The sequence below is a fragment of the Cronobacter condimenti 1330 genome, from assembly GCF_001277255.1.
In the GTDB taxonomy this organism is placed as follows: Bacteria; Pseudomonadota; Gammaproteobacteria; order Enterobacterales; family Enterobacteriaceae; genus Cronobacter; species Cronobacter condimenti.
In genome coordinates, this window is record NZ_CP012264.1 from 3,494,592 (window position 1) to 3,516,673 (window position 22,082).

The 22,082-nt window shown below is 55.4% G+C and carries 21 protein-coding genes; 11 read left to right on the top strand and 10 right to left on the bottom strand.

The features are described from left to right. Nucleotides 1-12: 12 nt before the first annotated feature. On the bottom strand, nucleotides 13-546 hold the full coding sequence (rppH, locus tag AFK62_RS15915) for an RNA pyrophosphohydrolase (RefSeq protein WP_004385951.1): 534 nt from the start codon (nucleotides 544-546) through the stop codon (nucleotides 13-15). Between the two features lie 683 nt (nucleotides 547-1,229). Between rppH and mutH the strand changes: the two genes are divergently transcribed. From mutH to AFK62_RS15940, 4 genes are all read left to right on the top strand, one after another. Then, nucleotides 1,230-1,916: a DNA mismatch repair endonuclease MutH gene (gene mutH, locus AFK62_RS15925; protein WP_007663729.1), complete on the top strand. Its 687-nt coding sequence runs from the start codon at nucleotides 1,230-1,232 to the stop codon at nucleotides 1,914-1,916. Between the two features lie 77 nt (nucleotides 1,917-1,993). Then, nucleotides 1,994-2,707, top strand: a complete 714-nt coding sequence (locus tag AFK62_RS15930; RefSeq protein ID WP_007663731.1) for a TerC family protein — start codon at nucleotides 1,994-1,996, stop codon at nucleotides 2,705-2,707. A 128-nt stretch (nucleotides 2,708-2,835) separates the two neighbouring features. Next, a complete protein-coding gene (locus tag AFK62_RS15935) occupies nucleotides 2,836-3,054 on the top strand; it encodes a YgdI/YgdR family lipoprotein (RefSeq protein WP_004385948.1) in 219 nt (72 codons plus the stop codon). 135 nt (nucleotides 3,055-3,189) lie between these two features. Next, entirely contained in the window at nucleotides 3,190-4,230 is a 1,041-nt protein-coding gene (locus AFK62_RS15940; RefSeq protein ID WP_007663739.1) for an NADP(H)-dependent aldo-keto reductase, read from the top strand. Nucleotides 4,231-4,273: 43 nt separating this feature from the next. On the opposite strand, the gene lplT is transcribed toward AFK62_RS15940, so the two are convergent. Together lplT and aas are read right to left on the bottom strand one after the other, a co-directional pair. Then, nucleotides 4,274-5,467, bottom strand: coding sequence for a lysophospholipid transporter LplT (lplT, locus tag AFK62_RS15945; protein WP_007663741.1), 1,194 nt, complete (start codon nucleotides 5,465-5,467; stop codon nucleotides 4,274-4,276). Continuing rightward, on the bottom strand, nucleotides 5,460-7,619 hold the full coding sequence (gene aas / locus AFK62_RS15950) for a bifunctional acyl-ACP--phospholipid O-acyltransferase/long-chain-fatty-acid--ACP ligase (protein ID WP_007663747.1): 2,160 nt from the start codon (nucleotides 7,617-7,619) through the stop codon (nucleotides 5,460-5,462). Before aas ends, lplT begins: the two co-directional genes overlap by 8 nt. 503 nt (nucleotides 7,620-8,122) lie before the next feature. Between aas and galR the strand changes: the two genes are divergently transcribed. Then, nucleotides 8,123-9,139 carry an HTH-type transcriptional regulator GalR gene (gene galR, locus AFK62_RS15955; RefSeq protein WP_007663748.1) on the top strand — a complete coding sequence of 339 codons (1,017 nt, stop codon included), beginning with the start codon at nucleotides 8,123-8,125 and terminating at the stop codon, nucleotides 9,137-9,139. Here galR and AFK62_RS15960 read toward each other — a convergent pair. The 5 genes from AFK62_RS15960 to AFK62_RS15980 all read right to left on the bottom strand — a co-directional run bounded on the left by AFK62_RS15960 (nucleotide 9,100) and on the right by AFK62_RS15980 (nucleotide 13,525). Continuing rightward, nucleotides 9,100-9,576, bottom strand: coding sequence for a GNAT family N-acetyltransferase (locus AFK62_RS15960; RefSeq protein WP_007663749.1), 477 nt, complete (start codon nucleotides 9,574-9,576; stop codon nucleotides 9,100-9,102). The genes galR and AFK62_RS15960 overlap by 40 nt on opposite strands. Before the next feature lie 13 nt (nucleotides 9,577-9,589). Beyond that, nucleotides 9,590-10,363, bottom strand: a complete 774-nt coding sequence (locus AFK62_RS15965) for an FCD domain-containing protein (protein ID WP_007663750.1) — start codon at nucleotides 10,361-10,363, stop codon at nucleotides 9,590-9,592. Nucleotides 10,364-10,424: 61 nt separating this feature from the next. Then, a complete protein-coding gene (locus AFK62_RS15970; protein ID WP_007663751.1) occupies nucleotides 10,425-10,742 on the bottom strand; it encodes a PTS sugar transporter subunit IIB in 318 nt (105 codons plus the stop codon). 10 nt (nucleotides 10,743-10,752) lie between these two features. Next, a complete protein-coding gene (locus tag AFK62_RS15975; protein WP_007663752.1) occupies nucleotides 10,753-12,180 on the bottom strand; it encodes a glycoside hydrolase family 1 protein in 1,428 nt (475 codons plus the stop codon). Nucleotides 12,181-12,187: 7 nt separating this feature from the next. Next, the gene (locus tag AFK62_RS15980) at nucleotides 12,188-13,525 is read right to left on the bottom strand and encodes a PTS sugar transporter subunit IIC (protein WP_007663753.1); all 1,338 of its coding nucleotides are present in this window, start codon (nucleotides 13,523-13,525) and stop codon (nucleotides 12,188-12,190) included. A 283-nt stretch (nucleotides 13,526-13,808) separates the two neighbouring features. Between AFK62_RS15980 and AFK62_RS15985 the strand changes: the two genes are divergently transcribed. Beyond that, nucleotides 13,809-14,846, top strand: a complete 1,038-nt coding sequence (locus tag AFK62_RS15985; RefSeq protein WP_007663754.1) for a LacI family DNA-binding transcriptional regulator — start codon at nucleotides 13,809-13,811, stop codon at nucleotides 14,844-14,846. Here AFK62_RS15985 and lysA read toward each other — a convergent pair. Further along, the gene (gene lysA, locus AFK62_RS15990; RefSeq protein WP_007663756.1) at nucleotides 14,823-16,085 is read right to left on the bottom strand and encodes a diaminopimelate decarboxylase; all 1,263 of its coding nucleotides are present in this window, start codon (nucleotides 16,083-16,085) and stop codon (nucleotides 14,823-14,825) included. The two genes, AFK62_RS15985 and lysA, sit on opposite strands and share 24 nt — an antisense overlap. A gap of 258 nt (nucleotides 16,086-16,343) precedes the next feature. Here lysA and AFK62_RS15995 point away from each other — a divergent pair, with 258 nt between their 5' ends. Continuing rightward, nucleotides 16,344-17,282 carry a LysR family transcriptional regulator gene (locus tag AFK62_RS15995; protein ID WP_007663758.1) on the top strand — a complete coding sequence of 313 codons (939 nt, stop codon included), beginning with the start codon at nucleotides 16,344-16,346 and terminating at the stop codon, nucleotides 17,280-17,282. Here the strand turns inward: AFK62_RS15995 and AFK62_RS16000 are convergent. Then, nucleotides 17,257-17,961: an aspartate/glutamate racemase gene (locus AFK62_RS16000; protein WP_007663760.1), complete on the bottom strand. Its 705-nt coding sequence runs from the start codon at nucleotides 17,959-17,961 to the stop codon at nucleotides 17,257-17,259. The genes AFK62_RS15995 and AFK62_RS16000 overlap by 26 nt on opposite strands. Before the next feature lie 151 nt (nucleotides 17,962-18,112). Between AFK62_RS16000 and AFK62_RS16005 the strand changes: the two genes are divergently transcribed. The 4 genes from AFK62_RS16005 (at nucleotide 18,113) to AFK62_RS16020 (ending at nucleotide 22,073) form a co-directional block, all read left to right on the top strand. Then, the gene (locus tag AFK62_RS16005) at nucleotides 18,113-18,433 is read left to right on the top strand and encodes a cupin domain-containing protein (protein WP_007663763.1); all 321 of its coding nucleotides are present in this window, start codon (nucleotides 18,113-18,115) and stop codon (nucleotides 18,431-18,433) included. A gap of 702 nt (nucleotides 18,434-19,135) precedes the next feature. Next, nucleotides 19,136-20,026: a carbohydrate ABC transporter permease gene (locus AFK62_RS16010; protein WP_007663765.1), complete on the top strand. Its 891-nt coding sequence runs from the start codon at nucleotides 19,136-19,138 to the stop codon at nucleotides 20,024-20,026. Continuing rightward, the gene (locus tag AFK62_RS16015) at nucleotides 20,019-20,933 is read left to right on the top strand and encodes a carbohydrate ABC transporter permease (protein WP_007663767.1); all 915 of its coding nucleotides are present in this window, start codon (nucleotides 20,019-20,021) and stop codon (nucleotides 20,931-20,933) included. The genes AFK62_RS16010 and AFK62_RS16015 overlap by 8 nt, the downstream gene beginning before the upstream one ends. 12 nt (nucleotides 20,934-20,945) lie before the next feature. Further along, complete coding sequence (locus AFK62_RS16020; RefSeq protein ID WP_007663770.1) at nucleotides 20,946-22,073, top strand: ABC transporter ATP-binding protein; 1,128 nt, start codon at nucleotides 20,946-20,948, stop codon at nucleotides 22,071-22,073. The last annotated feature ends 9 nt before the right edge of the window (nucleotides 22,074-22,082 follow it).

Below are 22,082 nucleotides of genomic sequence, written 5' to 3' on the forward strand. Positions count from 1 at the left end.
AATTTGCGTGGCTTAACCTCTTTTACGTCGCCAGGCAGGCGAAGGATTACGCTGCGGTGGCGCGCTCTCCTGCAACGGCATCACAACGCTTGCGAACTCCTTCATGACCCGACGATAAACATCGCGTTTAAAAGAGACGACCTGGCGCACCGGATACCAGAAGCTTACCCACCGCCAGCCGTCAAATTCTGGCGTACTGCTGGTTTGCATGTTGATATCGGCATCGTTGCTCATTAACTGCAGAAGAAACCACTTTTGTTTCTGGCCGATACATACCGGCTTTGTGTCCCAACGCACCAAACGTTTTGGTAATTTGTAACGTAACCAGTTTCGGGTTGTGGCGAGAATACGCACATCTTTTCGTTGTAAACCGACCTCTTCGAAAAGCTCGCGGTACATCGCCTGTTCCGCCGACTCGCCAGGATTAATGCCGCCTTGCGGAAATTGCCAGGAGTGCTGACCAAAACGTCTGGCCCACATTACCTGCCCCTGACGATTACAGATCACGATACCAACATTCGGGCGGTAGCCATCATCATCGATCACCGGACTACCTCAAAATAAACCTGGATAGTAACGATTGTTTCATACTCCTCATTGACGGTAAACCACTCTGTTAGCCGCTGTGTACAGGAATAACATTTGAATAACTCACAAAAATATGCGGGGTTATAAACAGGAGCCACAGCTTTATCTGGCTTTTATTCACTTTTTCTGTGGATATCTTTGTGAAGAAGTGTCTTATTACCCAGGGAAAACCCAAAACAACCCGGAACTAAGGATAATTCTTATGGATAAAATTGTATTGCTATTCAAACGATTAAATTTTAAAAAGCATGATATTCACCGCATAACGTGATGATCGTCACACTGGCGATCCTTACTCTGACGAAAGATCGACCAGCGTCGTTTTTATCCACAGATTATGCCAATAACTTAAACACAATTTGCCTGAAAAGACGGTTTTCCCTGTTCGTCAAGGCTGTAAATCGAAACAGTAGTGGGGGATTTACACAGTTATCCCATTTTTCTGTGGATAAACTGGTGTAAGATCCTGTTCATTGTCGGTGACCAGATTTGAACAACCCTAACTTTTCGCTTAAAAAAATCTTTTTTTTACATAAAAAAATATAGTAAATCATAGTGTTATATTGTTTGCTAACACGCAGTCAAAGACTTTCCACAAGCACCCTTTTTGCTGTTCATTTTTTAACCATAAGGTAGTCAGTATGAATTCCCTTGCCCCCCTCACCCGGCCACCTGAAGATGAAGCGCAGCTGTTGCATCAGGCACAGCAGCTGGCAGGGTTGACGCTTGGCGAGCTGGCAGACCTGGCGGGCCTTGCAACCCCGGCCGATTTACGTCGTGATAAAGGCTGGATCGGCGTGCTGCTGGAACGTTGGCTTGGCGCCAGCGCGGGCAGCAAACCAGAGCAGGATTTCGCTGCACTGGGCGTCGAACTGAAAACCATCCCCGTCGATTATCAGGGCCGCCCGCTGGAAACCACCTTTGTTTGTGTCGCCCCGTTGACGGGTAATACCGGCGTGACGTGGGAAACCAGCCATGTGCGCCATAAGCTTAAGCGCGTGTTATGGGTGCCCGTGGAAGGTGAGCGCGAGATCCCGCTTGCCGCGCGCCGCGTTGGCTCGCCGCTGCTCTGGAGCCCATCGCCGCAGGAAGAAGATCAGCTGCGCCGCGACTGGGAAGAGCTGATGGATTTGATTGTCTTAGGACAGGTCGAGCGCATTACCGCCCGCCACGGCGAAGTGCTGCAACTGCGCCCGAAAGCAGCCAACAGCAAAGCGTTAACACCCGCATTTGGCGCTCACGGCGAGCCTATTATGACGCTGCCGCGCGGCTTCTATCTGAAGAAGAACTTCACCGCCGTCCTGCTGGCACGTCATTTTTTGTTATAAACACCTTAAATTTTTGTCAATAGCCATTCGCAGATGCATATAATTAGCGTTTTGTTTCTTTGAGCAGGACTTTTTGAATGTTGTTTGCATGGATAACCGATCCTAACGCCTGGCTGGCGCTCGGCACGCTGACGCTGCTGGAGATTGTGCTTGGGATCGATAATATTATTTTTCTCTCGCTTGTCGTGGCGAAGCTGCCGAAATCACAGCAAGGGCTTGCCCGTAAGCTGGGTCTCGGCGCGGCAATGCTGATGCGTCTGGCGCTACTCGCCTCTATCGCCTGGGTCGTGAAACTGACTAACCCGCTGTTTACCGTGTTCGATCAGGCAATCTCAGTGCGGGATCTTATTCTGCTGCTGGGCGGCCTGTTCCTTATCTGGAAAGCCAGTAGAGAGATCCACGAAACGATCGAAGGTGAAGAAGAAGGGCTGAAAACCAACGTTCACTCCTTCTTTGGGGCGATTATCCAGATCATGCTGCTGGATATTATTTTCAGCCTCGACTCTGTGATTACCGCTGTGGGCCTCTCCGATCACTTGTTTATCATGATGGCGGCAGTTGTCATCGCAGTCGGCGTGATGATGTTCGCGGCGCGCCCCATTGGCGAGTTTGTCGAGCGTCACCCGTCGGTCAAGATGCTGGCGCTTTCTTTCCTTATCCTGGTGGGCTTCACGCTCATGCTGGAAAGTTTCGATATCCACGTGCCGAAAGGCTACATTTACTTCGCAATGTTTTTCTCCATCGCAGTGGAAAGTCTCAATCTGCTGCGCAACAAGAAAAAACCGCTGTAAAGCCAACGCTCCTTCGGGAGCGTTTTGGTTTATTCCCGTGCGCTTTTAAGAATTTGCTGCTTTTTCGCGCCGCCTCGCTGCTTTTTACTAGACTCTACGTGGACCCCTTCCTGATGAGGCGAAAAACAATGAATAAATGGGCTGTAGCAATTTCTGCCGTCGGATTGGCCTTCGCGGTTTCTGGCTGTAGCAGTGATTACGTCATGGCGACAAAAGATGGCCGCATGATCCTGACCGAAGGCAAACCGCAGGTAGATGACGAAACCGGGCTGGTAAGCTATCGCGACCCGCAGGGCAACGAGATGCAGATTAACCGCGACCAGGTTTCGCAAATCATTGAGCGCTAAATAAAAGGTCAGCCTTGCGCTGGCCTTTGGTTTTTTCTCCCTTCCCTCTTTTCCTTTTGTCTCCCCTCTGCCATGTTTATATTCCTTTGTCAGGAATGGCCTGACGCGGACTGAACAACAGAAGGTAGGCCGGCTATGCATTATCACCGTATTCCTCATAGCTCACTCGAAGTCAGCACGCTGGGGCTGGGAACCATGACCTTTGGTGAACAAAACAGCGAGGCCGAGGCCCATGAGCAGCTTGATTACGCCGTAAGCCAGGGCATAAACCTGATTGATGTCGCCGAAATGTATCCCGTCCCGCCGCGCCCGGAAACACAGGGCCTGACGGAAACCTATGTCGGCAACTGGCTGAAAAAACGCGCCAATCGCGAAAAGCTGGTTATTGCCTCGAAAGTCAGCGGCCCCAGCCGCAACAGCGACAGCGGCATTCGCCCAAACCAGGCGCTGGATCGTAAAAATATCCGCGACGCGCTCGACGCCAGCCTTAAACGCTTACAGACCGATTATCTCGATCTCTATCAGGTACACTGGCCGCAGCGCCCCACCAACTGCTTTGGCAAACTGGGCTATAGCTGGAGCGACAGCGCGCCTGCCGTAACGCTGCTGGAAACGCTGGAGGCGCTTGCTGAATTTCAGCGCGCCGGGAAAATCCGCTATATCGGGGTGTCCAACGAAACGGCCTGGGGCGTCATGCGTTACCTGCACCTGGCCGATAAGCACGATCTGCCGCGCATCGTGACGATACAAAACCCTTACAGCCTGCTGAATCGCAGTTTCGAGGTGAGTTTGTCAGAAGTCAGCCAGTTTGAAGGTGTTGAGTTGCTGGCCTACTCGTCGCTCGCCTTCGGCACGCTGACCGGTAAATATCTGAACGGCGCGAAGCCCGCTGGCGCGCGCAATACGCTCTTCAGCCGTTTTACGCGCTACAGCAGTGAACAGTCACAAAAGGCCGTCGCCGCGTATGTGGATGTTGCGAAGCGTCACGGTCTGGATCCGGCGCAAATGGCGCTGGCTTTTGTGCGTAGTCAGCCCTTTGTCGCCAGCACGCTGCTTGGTGCAACGTCGCTTGAACAGCTAAAAACCAACGTAGAGAGCCTGCATCTGGAATTAAGCGATGCCGTGCTGGCGGAGCTTGAAGCGGTGCATCAGGTCTATACCTACCCGGCGCCGTAACCGTTCCGCGCCCATAAAAAACCCCGCCGAAGCGGGGCTTTTTTTATTGCTTACGTCGCCACAACCACAGGCCTGAAATAGCCAGCGCGAAAATCGCGCCGAAGCCGACGCCAATCCCCACCACCGGCAGCGACAATTTCACCGCCAGCGAATAGAGACCCAGCATTAACAGCATCGCGGTATTCTCGCCGAGATTCTGTACCGCAATCGCGTTACCTGCGCCGACGGAACGTTTACCGCGCTCCTGTAACAACGCGTTAAGTGGCACCACGAAGAAACCGCCGAAAAAGCCTATCAGTAGCAACAACAAATACGCCGGAAGCGCTGCCTGCTGGAGCGAGAAAAAGATAACCGCAACGCCAATCAGAATGCCTGCCGGCATACAGCGCGATACGCGCTCAAGCGTTACCAGCTTCGCCGCGGCACCCGCACCCACCACGATACCGACGGCGACCATGGCGTTCAGGTAGGTCGGCGTGGCGTTATCGGTTATCCCAAGCGCGACCGGCACCCACAGCACCAGAAGAAAACGCAGCGTCACCCCCGCGCCCCAGAACATGCTGGTGCCCACCAGTGAAAAACGGGTTTCATCGTTGCGCCACAGTTCACGACAGGCGTTAAAGAAACTGCGCGTCATCGGGCCGAAACGCCACGACTGTCCAGGCCGTGCGGCGCCGAGCCTCGGGATAAGGAGGTTCGCCCCCACCGCGCCCGCGTAGGCCAGCGCGCAGACGCCCAGTGCTGCGCCGACATGCCAGTCCGCCAGCACCCCGCCTGCCATCGAGCCAATCAGGATCGCGGCAATCGTTGAGGACTCCATCAGCCCGTTCGCTTTCACCAGGCGGTCACCGGTAGTGATTTCGCCGAGAATGCCGTATTTGGCGGGCGAATACGCCGCCGCGCCAACCCCCACCAGCGTATAACCGATAAACGGATTCCCGCCAAAGACGATAAGCACCGCGCCGAGCAGCTTCAGCCCGTTGGCGACCATCATAACGCGCCCTTTGGAGAAGCTGTCTGCCACCTGGCCTACAAACGGCGCGAGCAGAATATAGGCGCAGACGAACACCATTTGCAGCACCGGCTGGCTCCAGTCCGGGTAGAACTGTTGTTTGAGCAGCGCGAGCGTCGCGAAAAGCAGCGCATTATCACCAAATGCCGAGAGAAACTGCGCGGCGATAACCGCCATCATTCCCCGCGAAAACAACGAGCCGTTCTGGCTGTGCGAATCAGGCATGGTTTGTCTCTTCCTGGTCGACGATTTTCTTCAGCGCCACGAAATCAGGCTTGCCGCTGCCGAGTAACGGCAGTTGCTTGAGGAAGCGGATATCCCTTGGCACGGCAAGCTCCGGTACGCCGTTGCTGCGCGCCTGCTGCGCCAGTTTTTCACGGCTCAGCTCAGGGTCGGTCGTAAAGAGCACCAGCGCCTCGCCTTTGGCAGCATCATGTTTAATGGCGGTGGCGTGCATTTTCTCCGGCGAGACGGCAAGCGCCAGGGTTTCCACCATTTCCAGCGATACCATTTCACCCGCGATTTTGGCAAAGCGTTTGGCACGCCCCTGGATCTGTACGAAACCTTGTTCGTCGAATGCGACAATATCACCGGTGTCGTACCAGCCTGGTTCGCTGACGCCCTGCGGGTTCTCAGCAACAGGCGCTTCCAGCACGCCCGGATTTTCCACGCGCAGATACCCTTTCATCACGTTGGGGCCTTTCAGTTGCAAACGTCCGCCCTGCTCGATCCCCGGCACAGCCACGAGACGCGCGTCCATCGCGGGCAGAATACGCCCGACGGTGCCCGGCTTCGCTGCCATCGGCACGTTAATGGACACCACCGGCGCGCATTCGGTCACGCCGTAGCCTTCCAGAATGCGCAGACCAAATTTGTCCTGCCAGATGCGTCTGGTGCTGTCCTGAAGTTTTTCAGCGCCAGCCACAACATAACGTACCAGATGAAAATCATACGGATGCGCGAAACGCGCGTAGTGGCCGAGGAAGGTCGAGGTGCCGAAAATCACTGTACAGTTGCGGTCATAGACCAGCTCCGGCACGACGCGATAATGCAACGGACTGGGATAGAGAAAGACTTCCGCGCCCGTCAGCAGTGGTGTGAAAAGCCCGACCGTCAGGCCGAAAGAGTGGAACAGCGGCAGCGCCGACATGAATTTGTCGTCAGCGGTGAAATCCGCAATAGTGCGGATCTGCTCCACGTTCGCGAGCAGGCTCTTGTGGCTGTGTACCACGCCTTTCGGATTGCCTTCGGAGCCAGACGTAAAGAGGATCAGCGCCGCGTCTTCGGGCTGCTGTTCGACCTGCGCCAGGCGCGGCATTAACAGATGCGCGAAGATCCACGCTTTATCTTTGGCCGTGACTTCGCCTTTCAAATCTTCAAGAAACACCCAGCGCACCGAGGTGATTTGCTCCGGCAGATGCCAGAGCTTGCCTTTATCAAGGAACTGACGCGAGGTGAAAATGGTTTTTATCTGTGCGGCGGTGATCGCGCTGGAAAGCCCCTGCACGCCCGCCGTGTAGTTCATCATCGCCGGAATGCGACCACGCATTACCGCGCCGAAAATCACGGCCGCGCTGATGCTGGCGTTCGGCAACATCAGGCCGATGGCTTCACGCGGCGCGCTGTATTTATCGAGAATGCGCCCGACAAACAGCGTTTTCATCATCAGGCTGCGGTAGGTGTCTGGCTTGAAGTTAATATCTTCCAGGCAATTTTTGCTCTCGCCGTAACGCTTCTGCGCGTTAATGAGCGCCTCAAACAGCGTTTCGCGTGGGCGCGCCGCCATGCGGGCTTCCATCATGATTTGATGCAGCATTTCACCCGCCAGTTTGCGGCGATCGCGCGCTTTGGGCGCATCAGGCATGGGAACCGAGGTCGGCGGCAGGATATGAATGGTAATTCGCGGGAAGAAGCGGCGTTTCACCAGGCCTTTCAGGCGGCTGAAAAAGGTCAGCTCTGCGCCTTCAATACGCACCGGGACGACGGTGGCCTGTGATTTCGCCGCAACAAAACCGGCGCCTTCGTAGATTTTCATCAGCGATCCGCTGATGGAGATACGCCCTTCCGGGAAAATCACAACCGGACGCCCTTCACCTACCAGACGCACCAGTTGTTTCACCGACATTGGCTTGGTCGGATCCAGCGGCACAAAATCAATAAGCGGCTTCAGCGCACGCATGTACCACTGCTGGCTGATAGAGGTATAGACCGCGAAAACCGGGCGAACCGGCAAAAAGAGCGCCATCAGCGCGCCATCAAGGAACGAAACGTGGTTAGGCGTTATCAGCACGCGCCCCTGACTCAGCGGCCCGGTATCTCCATATACCTGGATACGAAAGAGCACACGAAACAGCCAACGAAAAAATTTTAAAACCATATCAACGCCCTTTGTTTTCCTTTAGGGAGGGTTAAGTATAGTTAGCGCAGATTACACGACTCGGCGAACAGGGGCGACAGGAGAAATTGACAGGGTGCGCGCAAGGCGCTTCACGGTAAGAAAGCTGCTATCGAAAATCCGGGGAAAAGGCAAAGCGGGGCGGAACTCAGGCAAAAAAAAACCTGCGCATCCGCGCAGGTTGGTGTAAGTGTTGTGATCAGCAAAGTTGCTGACTTCACCTATCAATACCTCTGGGATCTCAAATGTAGCAATGCGCCCACACTCGCCGCCACCTGCCAATCGCAACAGCCCTTCGCAAAGTGTAACTAAAGGTTTTATCTGAAATTATTTGCCTTTTTTCGGTTACATCCACCGATGATTTCTCCTTATTTATCCCAAACGCTTTTGTGAGCCAGAACGCGCCCGCCTGGCACGCGGCTTGAAGTGGTCGCGCTTTTCCGTAACACTTACCGCAGTGTAAACGCTTACCCCGAAGGTATTGAATGGCGACTATTAAGGATGTTGCGCGGCTTGCAGGAGTTTCTGTCGCCACGGTCTCCCGCGTAATTAACGATTCCCCCAAAGCCAGCGACGCCTCACGTCAGGCGGTGCTGAGCGCCATGGAAGAACTCAACTACCACCCGAACGCCAACGCCCGTGCGCTGGCGCAGCAGACGACCGAAACCATTGGGCTTGTGGTGGGCGACGTCTCCGATCCCTTCTTCGGGGCAATGGTAAAAGCCGTCGAGCAGGTGGCCTATCACACCGGGAATTTCCTGCTTATCGGCAACGGCTACCACAGCGAGCACAAAGAGCGGCAGGCGATTGAACAATTGATCCGCCACCGCTGCGCTGCGCTGGTAGTGCACGCCAAAGTACTTCCTGACAGCGAACTGATTCCGCTCATGAAACAGATCCCGGGCATGGTACTGATCAATCGGATCCTGCCGGGCTTCGAGGCCCGCTGCGTGGCGCTCGACGATCGCTACGGCGCGTGGCTTGCCACCCGGCACCTGATTCAGCAGGGCCATACGCGCATCGGGTATCTGTGCTCAAACCATGCGATCTCAGACGCCGACGATAGGCTGAAGGGCTATTATGACGCGCTGCGCGAACACGATCTGCCGTGCAACGATCGTTTAGTCGCGTGGGCTGAACCCGATGAGAGCGGCGGCGAGCAGGCCATGACCGAGCTGCTCGGCCAGGGAAAACAGTTTACCGCGGTAGCCTGTTATAACGATTCGATGGCTGCGGGCGCGATGGGCGTGCTGAATGATAACGGCATCGCGGTACCGCAGGAGATTTCGCTGATTGGTTTTGATGACGTGCTGGTCTCGCGCTATGTGCGCCCGCGTCTGACCACGATTCGCTACCCGATTGTAACGATGGCAACGCAGGCGGCGGAGCTCGCGTTAGCGCTGGCCGATAACCGCCCGGCGCCGGAGATCACCAATATTTTTACGCCGACGCTGGTGCGCCGTCACTCGGTGGTCGCCCCCGCAGAATCTGATAAATCGTAGCGGTAGAGATGCACGGTCTGGTCAGGGTAGTCCAGGCCGTCGCCGATATACGACCAGCCAAAACGCTCGTAATAATCCCGGCAGGCGGAGTAGAGAAACAGTTCGTGAAAGCCTTCCCGGCGCGCGTAATCTCTCACCGCGCCCTGTAATTTTCCGCCAAGCCCTTTGCCGCGCTGCGCATCGTCAACATAGAGCGCGGCAAGCCACGGAAACAGATCCTGACGGCTTATCAAATCACAGCGCCACAGCCCCACGGTGCCGAGCAACGTGTCACCCTCGATGGCGACAAACGTGAGCGGCAGTTTGCCCGGCTGCTGGCTGTGCGTGACGATGCTTGCAAAAAACGCGCGCGGCAACGACACCCCAAACGCCTGCCACAGCCATTCGGTCACCTGCTCCGCGTGCTGCGGGGCGTCATACAGCGGCACTATCTGCATCGCACGGCTCCTTTCATTGCAGTTTTCCCTGGAAAATGGGCACCGACTCGAAAAGGTAGCCGTCGAAATCAGGCGCGTCGGCGTCGGAAAGCTCCATCAGGCTGTTTTTTACATTCTCAAGATGCTGCCACATCGCCTGCCAGGCCCCCATTACATCACGGCGACGCAGCGCCGCGAGGATGGTCTGGTAATCGCCAAGCCACTTCAGACGATGGGCGCGGGTTTCAATATGCGCGCGCAGTTGCTGCCACAGCGGGCTACTGTCCATGTGATGCCAGATGCTTTCTACCGTCGCCAGCAGCATCTGATTCTGTGACGCGCCCGCAAGCACCAGATGAAACATCTTGTTGTTGTCCTGCGTGGTGTCATTCATCGCAATCGCGCGCTGTTCCTGCTCCAGAATGCGTCGCAGGTTATCGATATCCGCTTTAGTCGCCATTTTGGCAGCAAAGGCGGCGATATTGCTCTCCAGCAACTGCCGCGCCTGGAGCATTTCAAAAGGGCCAATGTCGCTTGAGAAAAACCGTTCCTCTTCCGCTTCGTGCTCCGCCGGAATGCGCATGACGTAAACGCCAGAACCCTGACGAATATCCACCGTGCCCTGTAGCTCCAGCATGAGCAGCGCTTCGCGCACAATGGTGCGACTGACGCCATATTTCTCGGCGATATTGCGCTCCGGCGGAAGACGGGAGCCGACCGGGTAATGTCCCTGGATAATCTGCGCGCGCAGATCCTCGCCAATCTCCTGATACTGCTTTTTCTCCGGCGGAACGACAGCCTTCTCCACGTGATCACCTGTGCTCTGAATGGACCCAATATAGCTTACCGCCTGGCGGCGGAAAGGCGCGTTAGATTACCAGAGATAACGCCTGATCGAGAACTTTCGCGCCGTTAAGCGTGCCGTAAGCGACAGAATCAATGACCGCGATCGGGATTTGGTGCTCGTCGGTCAGCTTTTTATTTTCTGCGAGTTTAAAGCGCACCTGGGGGCCCAGCAGCACCGCCTGGATATCGCGGGCGTATTGCTCTAACTCATCACGCAGGTTCTGCTCGGGGATGGCGTAGATTTTCAGCTCCAGCCCGCGTTCGGCGGCGGCTTTTTCCATTTTGGTCACCACCAGAGAGGTCGACATGCCAGCGGAACAACACAGTACGATACGTTTCATCAGCGGCTCCTTATTTCCATTCATCATCAAGCGTGAGCGTCAGCGTGCGCGATTCGCTTAAGCGCCGGTACCAGTGCAGCGATTTTTTCGGGCGTCTGGCGCGCTTGTGCTGTAAATCGATCTCCACCAGCCCGTAGCGGTTTTTAAAGGCGTTCATTGGCGAAACATTGTCGGTAAATGCCCAAAGCATATAGCCCCGACAGTTTGCGCCCGCCTCGCGCGCCAGCAGCGTCTGGTGTAAATGCTCGCCGATAAATACGATGCGGTAGTCATCCTCAATCACGCCATCGGCGTTGCGGAACTGCGCTTCGTTTTCAACGCCCATTCCGCTTTCGGCCACAAACCACGGCAGGTTGCCGTAATCGTTTTTGATCCGCATCGCCATGTCATAAATGATGCGCGGATAAATCTCCCAGCCACGCGAGGTATTCATCCGCCGCCCCGGCAGCTCAAACGGTTCGTAGTAATACGCCGGATGGAAAGGCGTTTCCGGGTGCCAGGCGCGTGACGGGGCTTTGACGCGATGCGGGTAGTAAAGATTGATGCCAAGCTCATCCACGGTATATGCGCGAATGACCGCAAGCTCCTCTTCGCTGTACTCCCACGCCACGCCGTGTTTTTCCAGCAGTTGCAGCAGTTCAGGCGGGTATTCACCCTTCACCAGAGGGTCGAGGAACACCCGGTTATAGAAGAGATCGTAGCGGTCTGCGGCTTTTATATCGTGCGGCGCGCGTGAGCGTGGGTAGGTCACTTCCGGGTTGAGGATAACCCCGACGCTCCCCGCGTAACCCTTTTCACGGAACAGGCGCACTACTTTCGCGGTGGCGAGGATTTTATGGTGATTCCACTGCATCCATGTGCCGGTATTCTGCTCATACGGCCAGCGCAGCGCGTCAAGATATACGCGGGTCTGCACCACAATCGGCTCGTTAAAGGTGAACCAGCGCGATACCTTGTGGTGGTAGCGCTCAAACACTTTTTCCGCGTACAGCACGAACAGTTCGACGACCTTTTTAGATGACCAGCCGCCATAGGTTTCAAAGAGATAAGCGGGCAACTCATAATGCTCAAGGCAGATCATCGGTTCAACGCCCGCCGCGCGGATCGCATCCAGGAAGCGGTCGTAATACGCGGCGTACTCTTCGTCAACGATGCCCTGTTCGTAATCAGTAAAAAAACGCGACCAGTTAATCGAGGTGCGGTAGTGCGTCAGCCCTGCCGCTTTCATGAGCGCCACATCGTCTTCGTAGCGGTTAATCAGATCGGTGGCGCCGGCCGGGCCGTAGCCGTTATGCCAGACGTGGCGGTCGTTTTTGTACCAAAGATCGAGCCAGGAATCCTGGCCTGCTTTTTTGCCACTCCATCCTTCGGTTTGCCACGCGGATGACGCCGCGCCCAGTATGAAGTCCTGCGGGATGGCGAGAGTTTTTTCGCTCATGGCGTCCTCATGCTTTTTTAACGGTTTCAACGCTCGCGGCCTGTAACTGCGCCTGCTCAGCGCGGCGCGAAGCTATCTTCACGAACGGCAGATAGATAAGAATGGAAACCAGGATACAGACCAGTTGCGTGACGACCGCGCCCATCGAACCTGCGGTGGAAAGCCAGGCGTTAATCAAAGGCGGCGTGGTCCATGGCACCATCACCACGGCTTTTCCGGCAAAACCCATGACGGTTGCGAAGTAGCCGATGGAGCCCGTCACCAGCGGTGTGATGATAAACGGCACCGCCAGGATCGGGTTTAGCATGATCGGCATGCCGAAGATAACGGGCTCGTTGATATTGAAAATGCCCGGCCCGAACGACAGTTTCGCAATTTCTTTCATCTCTTTGCGTTTGGTGGCGATCATGACCGCAATCAGCAGGCCGATGGTCAACCCCGAGCCACCGATGCTCATGTAAACATCCCAGAAAGGCATGGTGATGATATTGGGCACCTCTTTGCCCTGCTCAAACGCACTCATATTTACGGTGATGGCGCCAAGCAACAGCGGCTCGCGAATGGGTTTAATCATCTGGTTGCCGTGAATGCCAATCACCCAGAAAAGCTGGGCGACAAACATCAGCAACAGAATGCCCGGCAGGCTCTGTACCACACGTTCCAGCGGCTGCTGCACCACCTGATACACCGCGTCGTAGAGATACATGCCGGTCACCTGATGGAACACGAACCCAAACGTGGCGATAACGGTGGTGGTGATAATGGCCGGAATAAGCGCCGAGAAGGAGGCTGAAACGTTTGGCGGCACGGTGTCAGGCATTTTGATTTTCAGCCCGTCGCGATTCTCAAGCCAGGTGTAGATCTCGACCGACAGAATGGCGATAAACATGCCGAGGAAAAGGCTGCGGGTATCGGAGAACTGGCGCAGCAGCACATCTTTCACCACATGCATTTCGCCATCCACCAGCATTTCGACAGTGGTCGGCGTAACGCAGATAAAACAGATAACCGCCAGCAAACCCGGGAACAACGTCTTGATGCCGTTGATGCGCCCAAGCTCAATGCCGATTAAAAATACCGCGCCGATATTTAAGAAATTTAGCGTCGCGTAGTTAATGGCGCTGGTGATGGGTTTCAGGGCCGCCAGAAATGACAACGCCTGGAAGCTCGCCAGCCCGTTTTTCGGGTCCAGCACCATGTTGGAGATCAGTACCGAAAAAGCGCCGACGATAATGACCGGCATCAGCGTAATAAAGGATGCCTTGATCGCCATGATGTAGCGGTAACTGTTGAATTTGGTCGCGAAACTGCCCAGAGAATCGATCAACTTTTCCTGGAATGCCATAGGGTGTGCCCTCTTGATAGGTGGCTTTTTTATCGGAAAGGTTACCGCTGAATACCTTTTTGGTATGCCAAAAAATAGGATCGCCCCGCATAATTATCTGTGACCCTTCTCGCACAAATGATGATTGGCATTCCACATAAGCAAAACGTCTGCTTTTGGCATACCAGAAAGAAAAACGGACGACACGACCTGTCACGACGGCGACAGCGCACGTGCGCTGCCCGAAGCCGTCCGGCTTGTGTGTTAAACTCCATCGCATCACGATGAAAACGGGAGCGGAAGAATGGTGACAATGCGGGATGTTTCACTGCGGGCAGGCGTTTCCAAAGCGACCGTTTCACGCGTGCTGAATAACACAGGCCAAGTGAAAGAGAGCACCCGCGCGCAGGTCTTCCGCGCGATGGAAGAGCTGGGTTACCGCCCTAACCTGCTGGCGCGTTCGCTTGCGCACCGCACCAGCAACAGTATTGGACTGGTGGTATCCAGCTTTAACGGCTTCTATTTCGGGCGGCTTTTACAGCAGGCGTCGCGCCAGACCGAGGCGCACGGCAAACAGCTTATCGTTACAGACGGCCACGACACCCCTTCGCGTGAGCTGGAGGCCGTACAGATGCTCGCGGACCGCCAGTGCGACGCCATCGTGCTCTACACCCGCCACATGAGCGAAAAGGCGATTATGTCGCTTATCGACAACACCACCGTGCCGCTGGTGATTATCAACCGCGACGTCAGCCAGGCGCGCGAGCGCTGCGTGTTCTTTGAGCAGCAGGACGCCGCATTTCAGGCGGTAGAGTATTTGATTGATCAAGGACACAGGGAGATCGCCTGTATTACGGTGTCGCTCGCGACGCCCACCGGTCAGGCACGCCTGCTGGGCTATCGCCGGGCGCTGGAAAAACACGGCATCGTGAGTAACGAGGCGCTGATAAAGAACGGCGATTCCAGCATGAGCAGCGGCCATGCGCGTTGTCGGGAATTGCTGGAAAGCGGTGTGCGGTTTAGTGCGCTCTTTGCGTGTAATGACGATATGGCGCTTGGCGCCTCGAAAGCGTTGTACCGGGCGGGCCTGCGAATTCCGCAGGATGTGTCGCTGTTCGGCTTCGACGACGCGCCGAGCGCCGCCTGGCTTGAGCCTGGGCTGTCGACCGTCTGTCTGCCGATTGAAGATATGATAACGACCGCCATTGAACGTGCGATACGGCTGGCCCGGGACGAGCCTCTCACCGCGATCCCCCCCTTCACCGGCACACTGGTCCTGCGCGATTCCGTCGCGCAGGGACCTTACGCCGTCGCCTCGTTAAATGCGCTCAAGCGCCAGTAACTCGTCGATAGTCTGACGACGGCGAATCGTGCGCGCTTCGCCGTTTTCCAGCAGCACTTCCGGCAACAGCGGACGGCTGTTGTAGTTGGAGGACATCGACGCGCCATACGCGCCGGTATCGTGCAGCACCAGATAATCCCCCGGACGCACCGCCGGCAGCGGCCGGGTTTCCACTTTGCCGCCCTCTTGTTGCGTAAATACATCGCCTGATTCACACAGCGGCCCGGCAACGACCGTCTCAAGCAGCGGCGCGTCGCGCAGGTCGCGGCCATCCGCCGCCAGCGCCGAAATGTGGTGATAGCTGCCGTACATCGACGGGCGCATCAGATCGTTGAAGCCTGCGTCGATCAGAACGAAATGGCGTGATCCCATCGCTTTAACGCTGCGCACCTGCGCCACCAGCACGCCCGCCTCTGCCACCAGGAAGCGACCCGGCTCGATCTCAAGCTTGATCGGGTGACCAAAATGCGCGGCGATTTTCTCGCGGGCACTGTTCCAGAGGCCAAAATAGTGGTCGGTATCGATAGTTTCATCGCCTTCACGATATGGCACAGACAAACCGCCGCCTGCGGAAATCGCCTCCAGATCCTGATCGAATTCAATGACCTGACTTACCATCGCTCCGCACACCTGCTCCAGATGACCATAGTCAACGCCGGAACCAATGTGCATATGCATACCGACAAGCTTTAGCTGATAACGCTGCATTATTTCAAGCGCTGCCGGAAGATCGCTGTACCAGATGCCGTGTTTGCTGTTCTCGCCGCCAGTGTTGGTTTTCTGGCTGTGCCCGTGGCCGAAACCCGGGTTGATGCGAAGCCACACCCGATGCCCTGGCGACACTGCGCCAAGCTGCGCCAGCATGTCCACCGAGCCTGCGTTAACGGGCACGCCCAGTTCATGGACGCGGGCGATGGTTGCCTCATCCAGCACGTCCGCCGTAAAGACGATGTCATCCGGGTTCTGGCGCGGATCGTAACCGGCGGCGACCGCGCGCTCTATTTCACCGAGCGATACGGAATCCACTTTTACGCCCGCTTCACGCATCAGACGCAGGATATGAATATTCGAGCAGGCTTTCTGGGCGAAGCGAATGACATCAAACTGGCGCAGACGGTCGATTTGCGCGCGAATAATCTGTGCATCATAAACCCATACCGGGCCGCCGAATTGCGCGGGCAACGGCAGTAAATGTGTGGCATTCAGGGCGCTGTCGGTGGTGTAGAGCGAGCGTGGCATAGCGGGACTCCTTTAAGCTGATGCCTTTATTACGCCATAGTCGCTTTCGAAGAAAAAATATCGATTTCTCGTGAGTCTATGCAAATATGATATGGTTTTGTGAGACGGATGCCATGCGTAGCGCTACGCTTGCTTCTCCCGGCTTTTTGCGCAGGCGGGCACGACACGGCCACCATCCGCGCTCCTTCTCCCTGCGTCTACAGCGCGAGAATCAGCGCGAGGGGAAAACCGCTCACCCTTCGCTAATAAGGAACCCTCATGTCAGGCGTTACGCTTCGCCATATCGAAATTTTTCATGCGGTCATGACTGCCGGCAACCTCACCGAGGCGGCAGCGCTGCTGCGTACGTCGCAACCTACCGTCAGCCGGGAGCTGGCACGCCTTGAAAAGTTAATAGGGTTATCGCTTTTTACCCGCAGCCGTGGGCGGCTTCATCCCACGGTGCAGGGGTTGCGTCTGTTTGAAGAAGTGCAGCGCTCCTGGTATGGCCTTGACCGTATCGTCAGCGCGGCAGAAAGCCTGCGCCAGTTCCGTCAGGGTGAGCTTTCTATCGCCTGTCTGCCAGTTTTCTCGCAGTCTTTATTGCCGTTGTTGTTAAAGCCGTTTCTGGATAACTACCCGGACGTCAGCCTCAATATTGTGCCGCAGGAGTCGCCGCTGCTTGAAGAGTGGCTTTCCGCCCAGCGCCACGATTTAGGTATAACGGAAAATACCGTCACGCCTGCCGGTACTGAGCGCCTGACATTGCTGACATTAAATGAAGTGTGCGTCCTGCCCGAAGGCCACCCTCTGGCCGAAAAGCCATTACTGACGCCGCACGATTTCGCGGGTGAAAATTATATTAGTCTGTCGCGCACCGACAGCTACCGGCAGTTGCTGGATTCGCTGTTTCAGGAGCATAACGTGCATCGGCGTATGGTTCTTGAAACGCACAGCGCCGCGTCGGTCTGTGCGATGGTGCGTGCAGGCGTGGGAGTCTCTGTCGTGAACCCGCTCACCGCGCTTGATTACGCGGCGACAGGCATCGTGGTGCGCCGTTTTAGCGTGACGGTGCCGTTTACGGTAAGCCTGATCCGGCCTTTACATCGCCCCGCGTCCGCGCTGGTGGAGGCATTCAGCCATCATTTACAACAGCACATGGCGGGGCTTGGCGAAACGCTGGAGGCGATGCTTACCCCCGCTCATCGCCCAACATAAAGTTCACCACATCGGCAGCATGCAGCGCGGCGGTGTCAAAGACCGGCACCGGGCAATCTTGCGGGCCAAGCAGCAGGCCGATTTCGGTACAGCCCAAAATCACGCCCTGCGCGCCCTGGTCTGCGAGGATCTGGATCTGCTGCTGAAAATAGCGTTTTGACGCCGGGGTAATTTTCCCGAGACACAGCTCCTCGAAGATTATCTGGTTGATGCGCGCCCGTGCGGTTTCATCCGGAATAAGCGACGTGACGCCAAAGCCCTGTTCCAGCCGCGCGCGGTAGAAATCCTGCTCCATTGTGTACCGGGTGCCGAGCAGCGCCACCTGACGCAGCCCCGCATGTTCAATCGCACGGCCTGTCGCATCCGCGATATGTAAAAACGGCAGTGAACAGCGCGCTTCTATCTGGTGCGCCACTTTATGCATCGTGTTGGTACACAAAACGATGGCCTGCGCGCCCGCGCGCTCAAGCCCGAGTGCCGCCTGTGCCAGTATCTCGCCCGCTTTCTCCCACTCGCCGCTCGCCTGACAGGCTTCAATGTCGTGAAAATCGACGCTGTGCAGCAGCAGTGGTGCGGAGTGCAGCCCGCCCAGGCTATCTCGCACGCCTTCGTTAATTAACCGATAATAGGGAATAGTCGATTCCCAGCTCATTCCGCCCAGCAAGCCTACCGTTTTCATCGTTGCCTCCTTTTGCCGTCATCCGGTTATAACATGTCCGCCAGACGGAACAAATGTGATCCGCCCGCCATTTCCCGGCGCGGCGCGTTCTCTTCTCCTTTCCGCCAGGATAGATTAAATGAAACAACGTTTCACAAATTAGAGGCGAGCCATGTTTATCTATCACAAAGACACGACGCTTGAAGATTTAGGCAACGGCGTGACCCGCCGTATCCTGGCGCACGACAGCAAAATGATGGCGGTGGAAGTACATTTTGAAGCCGGCGCGGTCGGCCCGATGCATAACCACCCGCATGAGCAACTGACCTATGTGCTCTCCGGCGAGTTTGAATTTACTATTGGTGAAGAAACCCACCGCGTTAGCGCGGGCGATACGCTGTATAAACAGCCGAATATTATGCACGGCTGCGTCTGCATTACGCCCGGTACGCTGCTTGATACTTTCACGCCGGTCCGCGAAGATTTTCTGTAACCAACGCTAAATAAAAAGCCGCCCACAGAGGCGGCTTTTTACTGCGGCGTCCTCACATTATTAACGGCGTCGCGCTTTCACGACAAATTATTACTGTGCTGAATAGTCCATTATCTTCTGACTCCATCAGGAAACTATTAGCCAGGGAACCATATCCTTCAGAATTATTTCACAAATAAAACAGTGAAAAGAGTCAGTACAACATTTTCATTTCTTGTATCCCTTTGACAAACATTGATAAAGCAGGCAAAAAAGAGACTGTGCATGGCGTTTTCCGCGCGTCGCTTGTGTGATGATTTATTACGTAGCTGAATAATACAAACGCCGCGCGAACAACTGTCTTGCACACCGCTTTGTGTTTTACCGCCTTCCCTCTCTCAAAAAGGGCGCTGCTTCAAAAAAATGGAACAGCGTTTCGACCATGATCACATTTCCGCCATTTATCGAATGACGGCGAAATAAATAGCAATAAAATAAATTAAAACGGTGTTTTAGAAACAAGAAACAGCGGTTCAATAAAATATTAAAGTCGCGATCTTCATCACATTACGGTCGCGTTTTTTCATGACGACACGTTATTTGCCCATCGACAGTAAGGCCGCCCGACCACGTATTTTCCGGGCTGGATACGCCTGCTGTCGCGGCTTGCAGCACCCTGAATCCGATCCGATTTATGAACCCTTGAATGCCAGGTAGGTATGTATGAATGAAAACAAGCTCCTGGGTCTGGCCTGGATATCACCCTACATTATTGGGTTGATAGTCTTTACGGCCTTCCCTTTTGTTTCCTCTTTCGTGCTCAGCTTTACCGAGTACGATTTGATGAATCCCCCGGTGTTTAACGGTATCGAAAACTACCGTTATATGCTGATGGATGACGATCTGTTCTGGAAATCGATGGGCGTGACGTTTGCCTATGTGTTTCTGACCATCCCGCTGAAGCTTGCTTTTGCACTCGGCATCGCGTTTGTACTTAATTTCAAACTGCGCGGCATCGGCTTTTTCCGCACGGCGTACTACATCCCGTCTATCCTCGGCAGCTCAGTCGCCATCGCCGTACTGTGGCGCGCGCTGTTTGCCATCGACGGTCTGCTGAATAGCTTTATCGGCGTGTTCGGGCTTGACCCGGTGAACTGGCTTGGCGAACCCTCGCTGGCGCTGATGTCGGTCACGCTGCTGCGCGTCTGGCAGTTCGGCTCTGCGATGGTTATCTTCCTGGCCGCGCTGCAAAACGTCCCACAGTCGCAGTATGAAGCGGCGATGATCGACGGCGCGTCGAAGTGGCAGATGTTTATGAAGGTGACGGTGCCGCTGATTACGCCGGTGATTTTCTTTAACTTCATTATGCAAACCACGCAGGCGTTCCAGGAGTTTACCGGACCGTACGTAATTACCGGCGGCGGCCCGACCTACTACACCTATCTGTTCTCACTCTACATCTACGACACCGCCTTTAAGTATTTCGATATGGGCTATGGCGCCGCGCTGGCGTGGGTGCTGTTCCTGGTGGTGGCGCTCTTCGCCTCTATCGCCTTTAAATCGTCGAAATATTGGGTCTTCTACTCCGCCGATAAAGGAGGCAAAAATGGCTGATATCCAGCAAGGACAACTGACGCCGCGCGCAGACAGGAGTGTGGCCGATCGCGAAGTCGCACGCACACTGCGCCGTGAAAAGGTCAGCCGCGCCATCCGCTATGTGATTTTGCTGCTCGTAGGCCTGTTGATGCTCTACCCGCTGGCATGGATGTTCTCGGCCTCATTTAAGCCGAACCATGAGATTTTCACGACGCTCGGCCTGTGGCCGACGCACGCGACGTGGGACGGTTTCATTAACGGCTGGAAAACCGGCACCGAATACAACTTCGGGCATTACATGATGAACACGTTCAAATATGTGATCCCGAAAGTGGTGCTGACTGTCGTCTCTTCCACCATCGTGGCGTATGGCTTCGCGCGTTTTGAGATCCCGTGGAAGAAGTTCTGGTTCGCCACACTTATCGCCACCATGCTGCTGCCAAGCACCGTGCTGCTGATCCCGCAGTATTTGATGTTCCGTGAAATGGGCATGCTGAACAGCTACCTGCCGCTGTGGCTGCCGATGGCCTTCGCGACCCAGGGGTTCTTCGTCTTTATGCTGATTCAGTTCCTGCGCGGCGTTCCGCGTGACATGGAAGAAGCGGCGCAAATCGACGGCTGCAACTCCTTCCAGGTGCTGTGGTATGTGGTGGTGCCTATTCTCAAGCCCGCCATGATTTCGGTCGCGCTGTTCCAGTTCATGTGGTCGATGAACGACTTTATCGGGCCGCTGATTTACGTCTACAGCGTGGATAAATACCCGATTGCCCTGGCGCTCAAAATGTCCATCGACGTGACTGAAGGCGCGCCGTGGAACGAAATTCTGGCAATGGCGAGCATCTCCATTCTGCCGTCCATCATCGTCTTCTTCCTGGCCCAGCGTTACTTCGTACAGGGCGTGGCCAGCAGCGGAATTAAAGGTTAACAGGGGAATATCATGGCTGAAGTTATTTTCAACAAGTTAGAAAAAGTCTATTCCAACGGCTTTAAAGCGGTTCATGGTATCGACCTGAAGATCGCAGACGGTGAATTTATGGTGATAGTCGGCCCGTCAGGCTGCGCCAAATCCACTACGCTGCGCATGCTGGCAGGCCTTGAAACCATCAGCGGCGGCGAAGTACGTATCGGCGAAAAACTGGTGAATAACCTGGCACCGAAAGAGCGCGGCATCGCGATGGTGTTCCAGAACTATGCGCTCTACCCGCATATGACGGTGCGCGAAAACCTGGCGTTCGGCCTGAAGCTTAGCAAACTGCCAAAAGATCAGATAAACCGTCAGGTGGATGAAGCTGCGAAGATCCTTGAGCTGGAAGAGCTGCTCGACCGTCTGCCGCGTCAGCTGTCAGGCGGCCAGGCGCAGCGCGTGGCCGTAGGCCGTGCGATTGTGAAAAAACCAGACGTGTTCCTGTTCGACGAACCGCTTTCTAACCTCGACGCCAAACTGCGCGCCTCCATGCGCATTCGTATTTCCGACTTGCATAAGCAGCTGAAAAAAAGCGGCAAACCCGCCACCACGGTCTACGTGACGCACGATCAGACCGAGGCGATGACGATGGGCGATCGCATCTGCGTGATGAAGCTTGGTCACATCATGCAGGTCGATACGCCGGATAACCTCTACCACTACCCGAAAAACATGTTCGTGGCGGGCTTTATTGGCGCGCCAGAGATGAACATCAAGCCTGGCAAGCTGGAAGAGGACGCGGGCCGTTTATTGATAGGCATCGGCAATGACCGTCTGGCGCTCACGCCGCGCCAGCAGGAGAAAGTGGCTGCTTACGTCGGCCAGCAGGTGTATTTCGGCATTCGTCCGGAATATATCTCGATTTCTGATGAGCCTTACGCTGAACCCTGCGGCACCGGCGAGATGGTGCGCGTGGAGAACATGGGTCACGAATTCTTCGTTTACCTGAAGGTAGCGGATTTCGAAATGACCTGCCGCATCCCTTCCGATGAAGCTAAGCCAATGATTGAAAAGGGCCTTCACCGTAAGGTGTATTTCAAGTTCGACATGAATAAGTGTCATATCTTTGACGCCAAAACAGAACAGAACATCTCTCTCTGACAGGAGTCT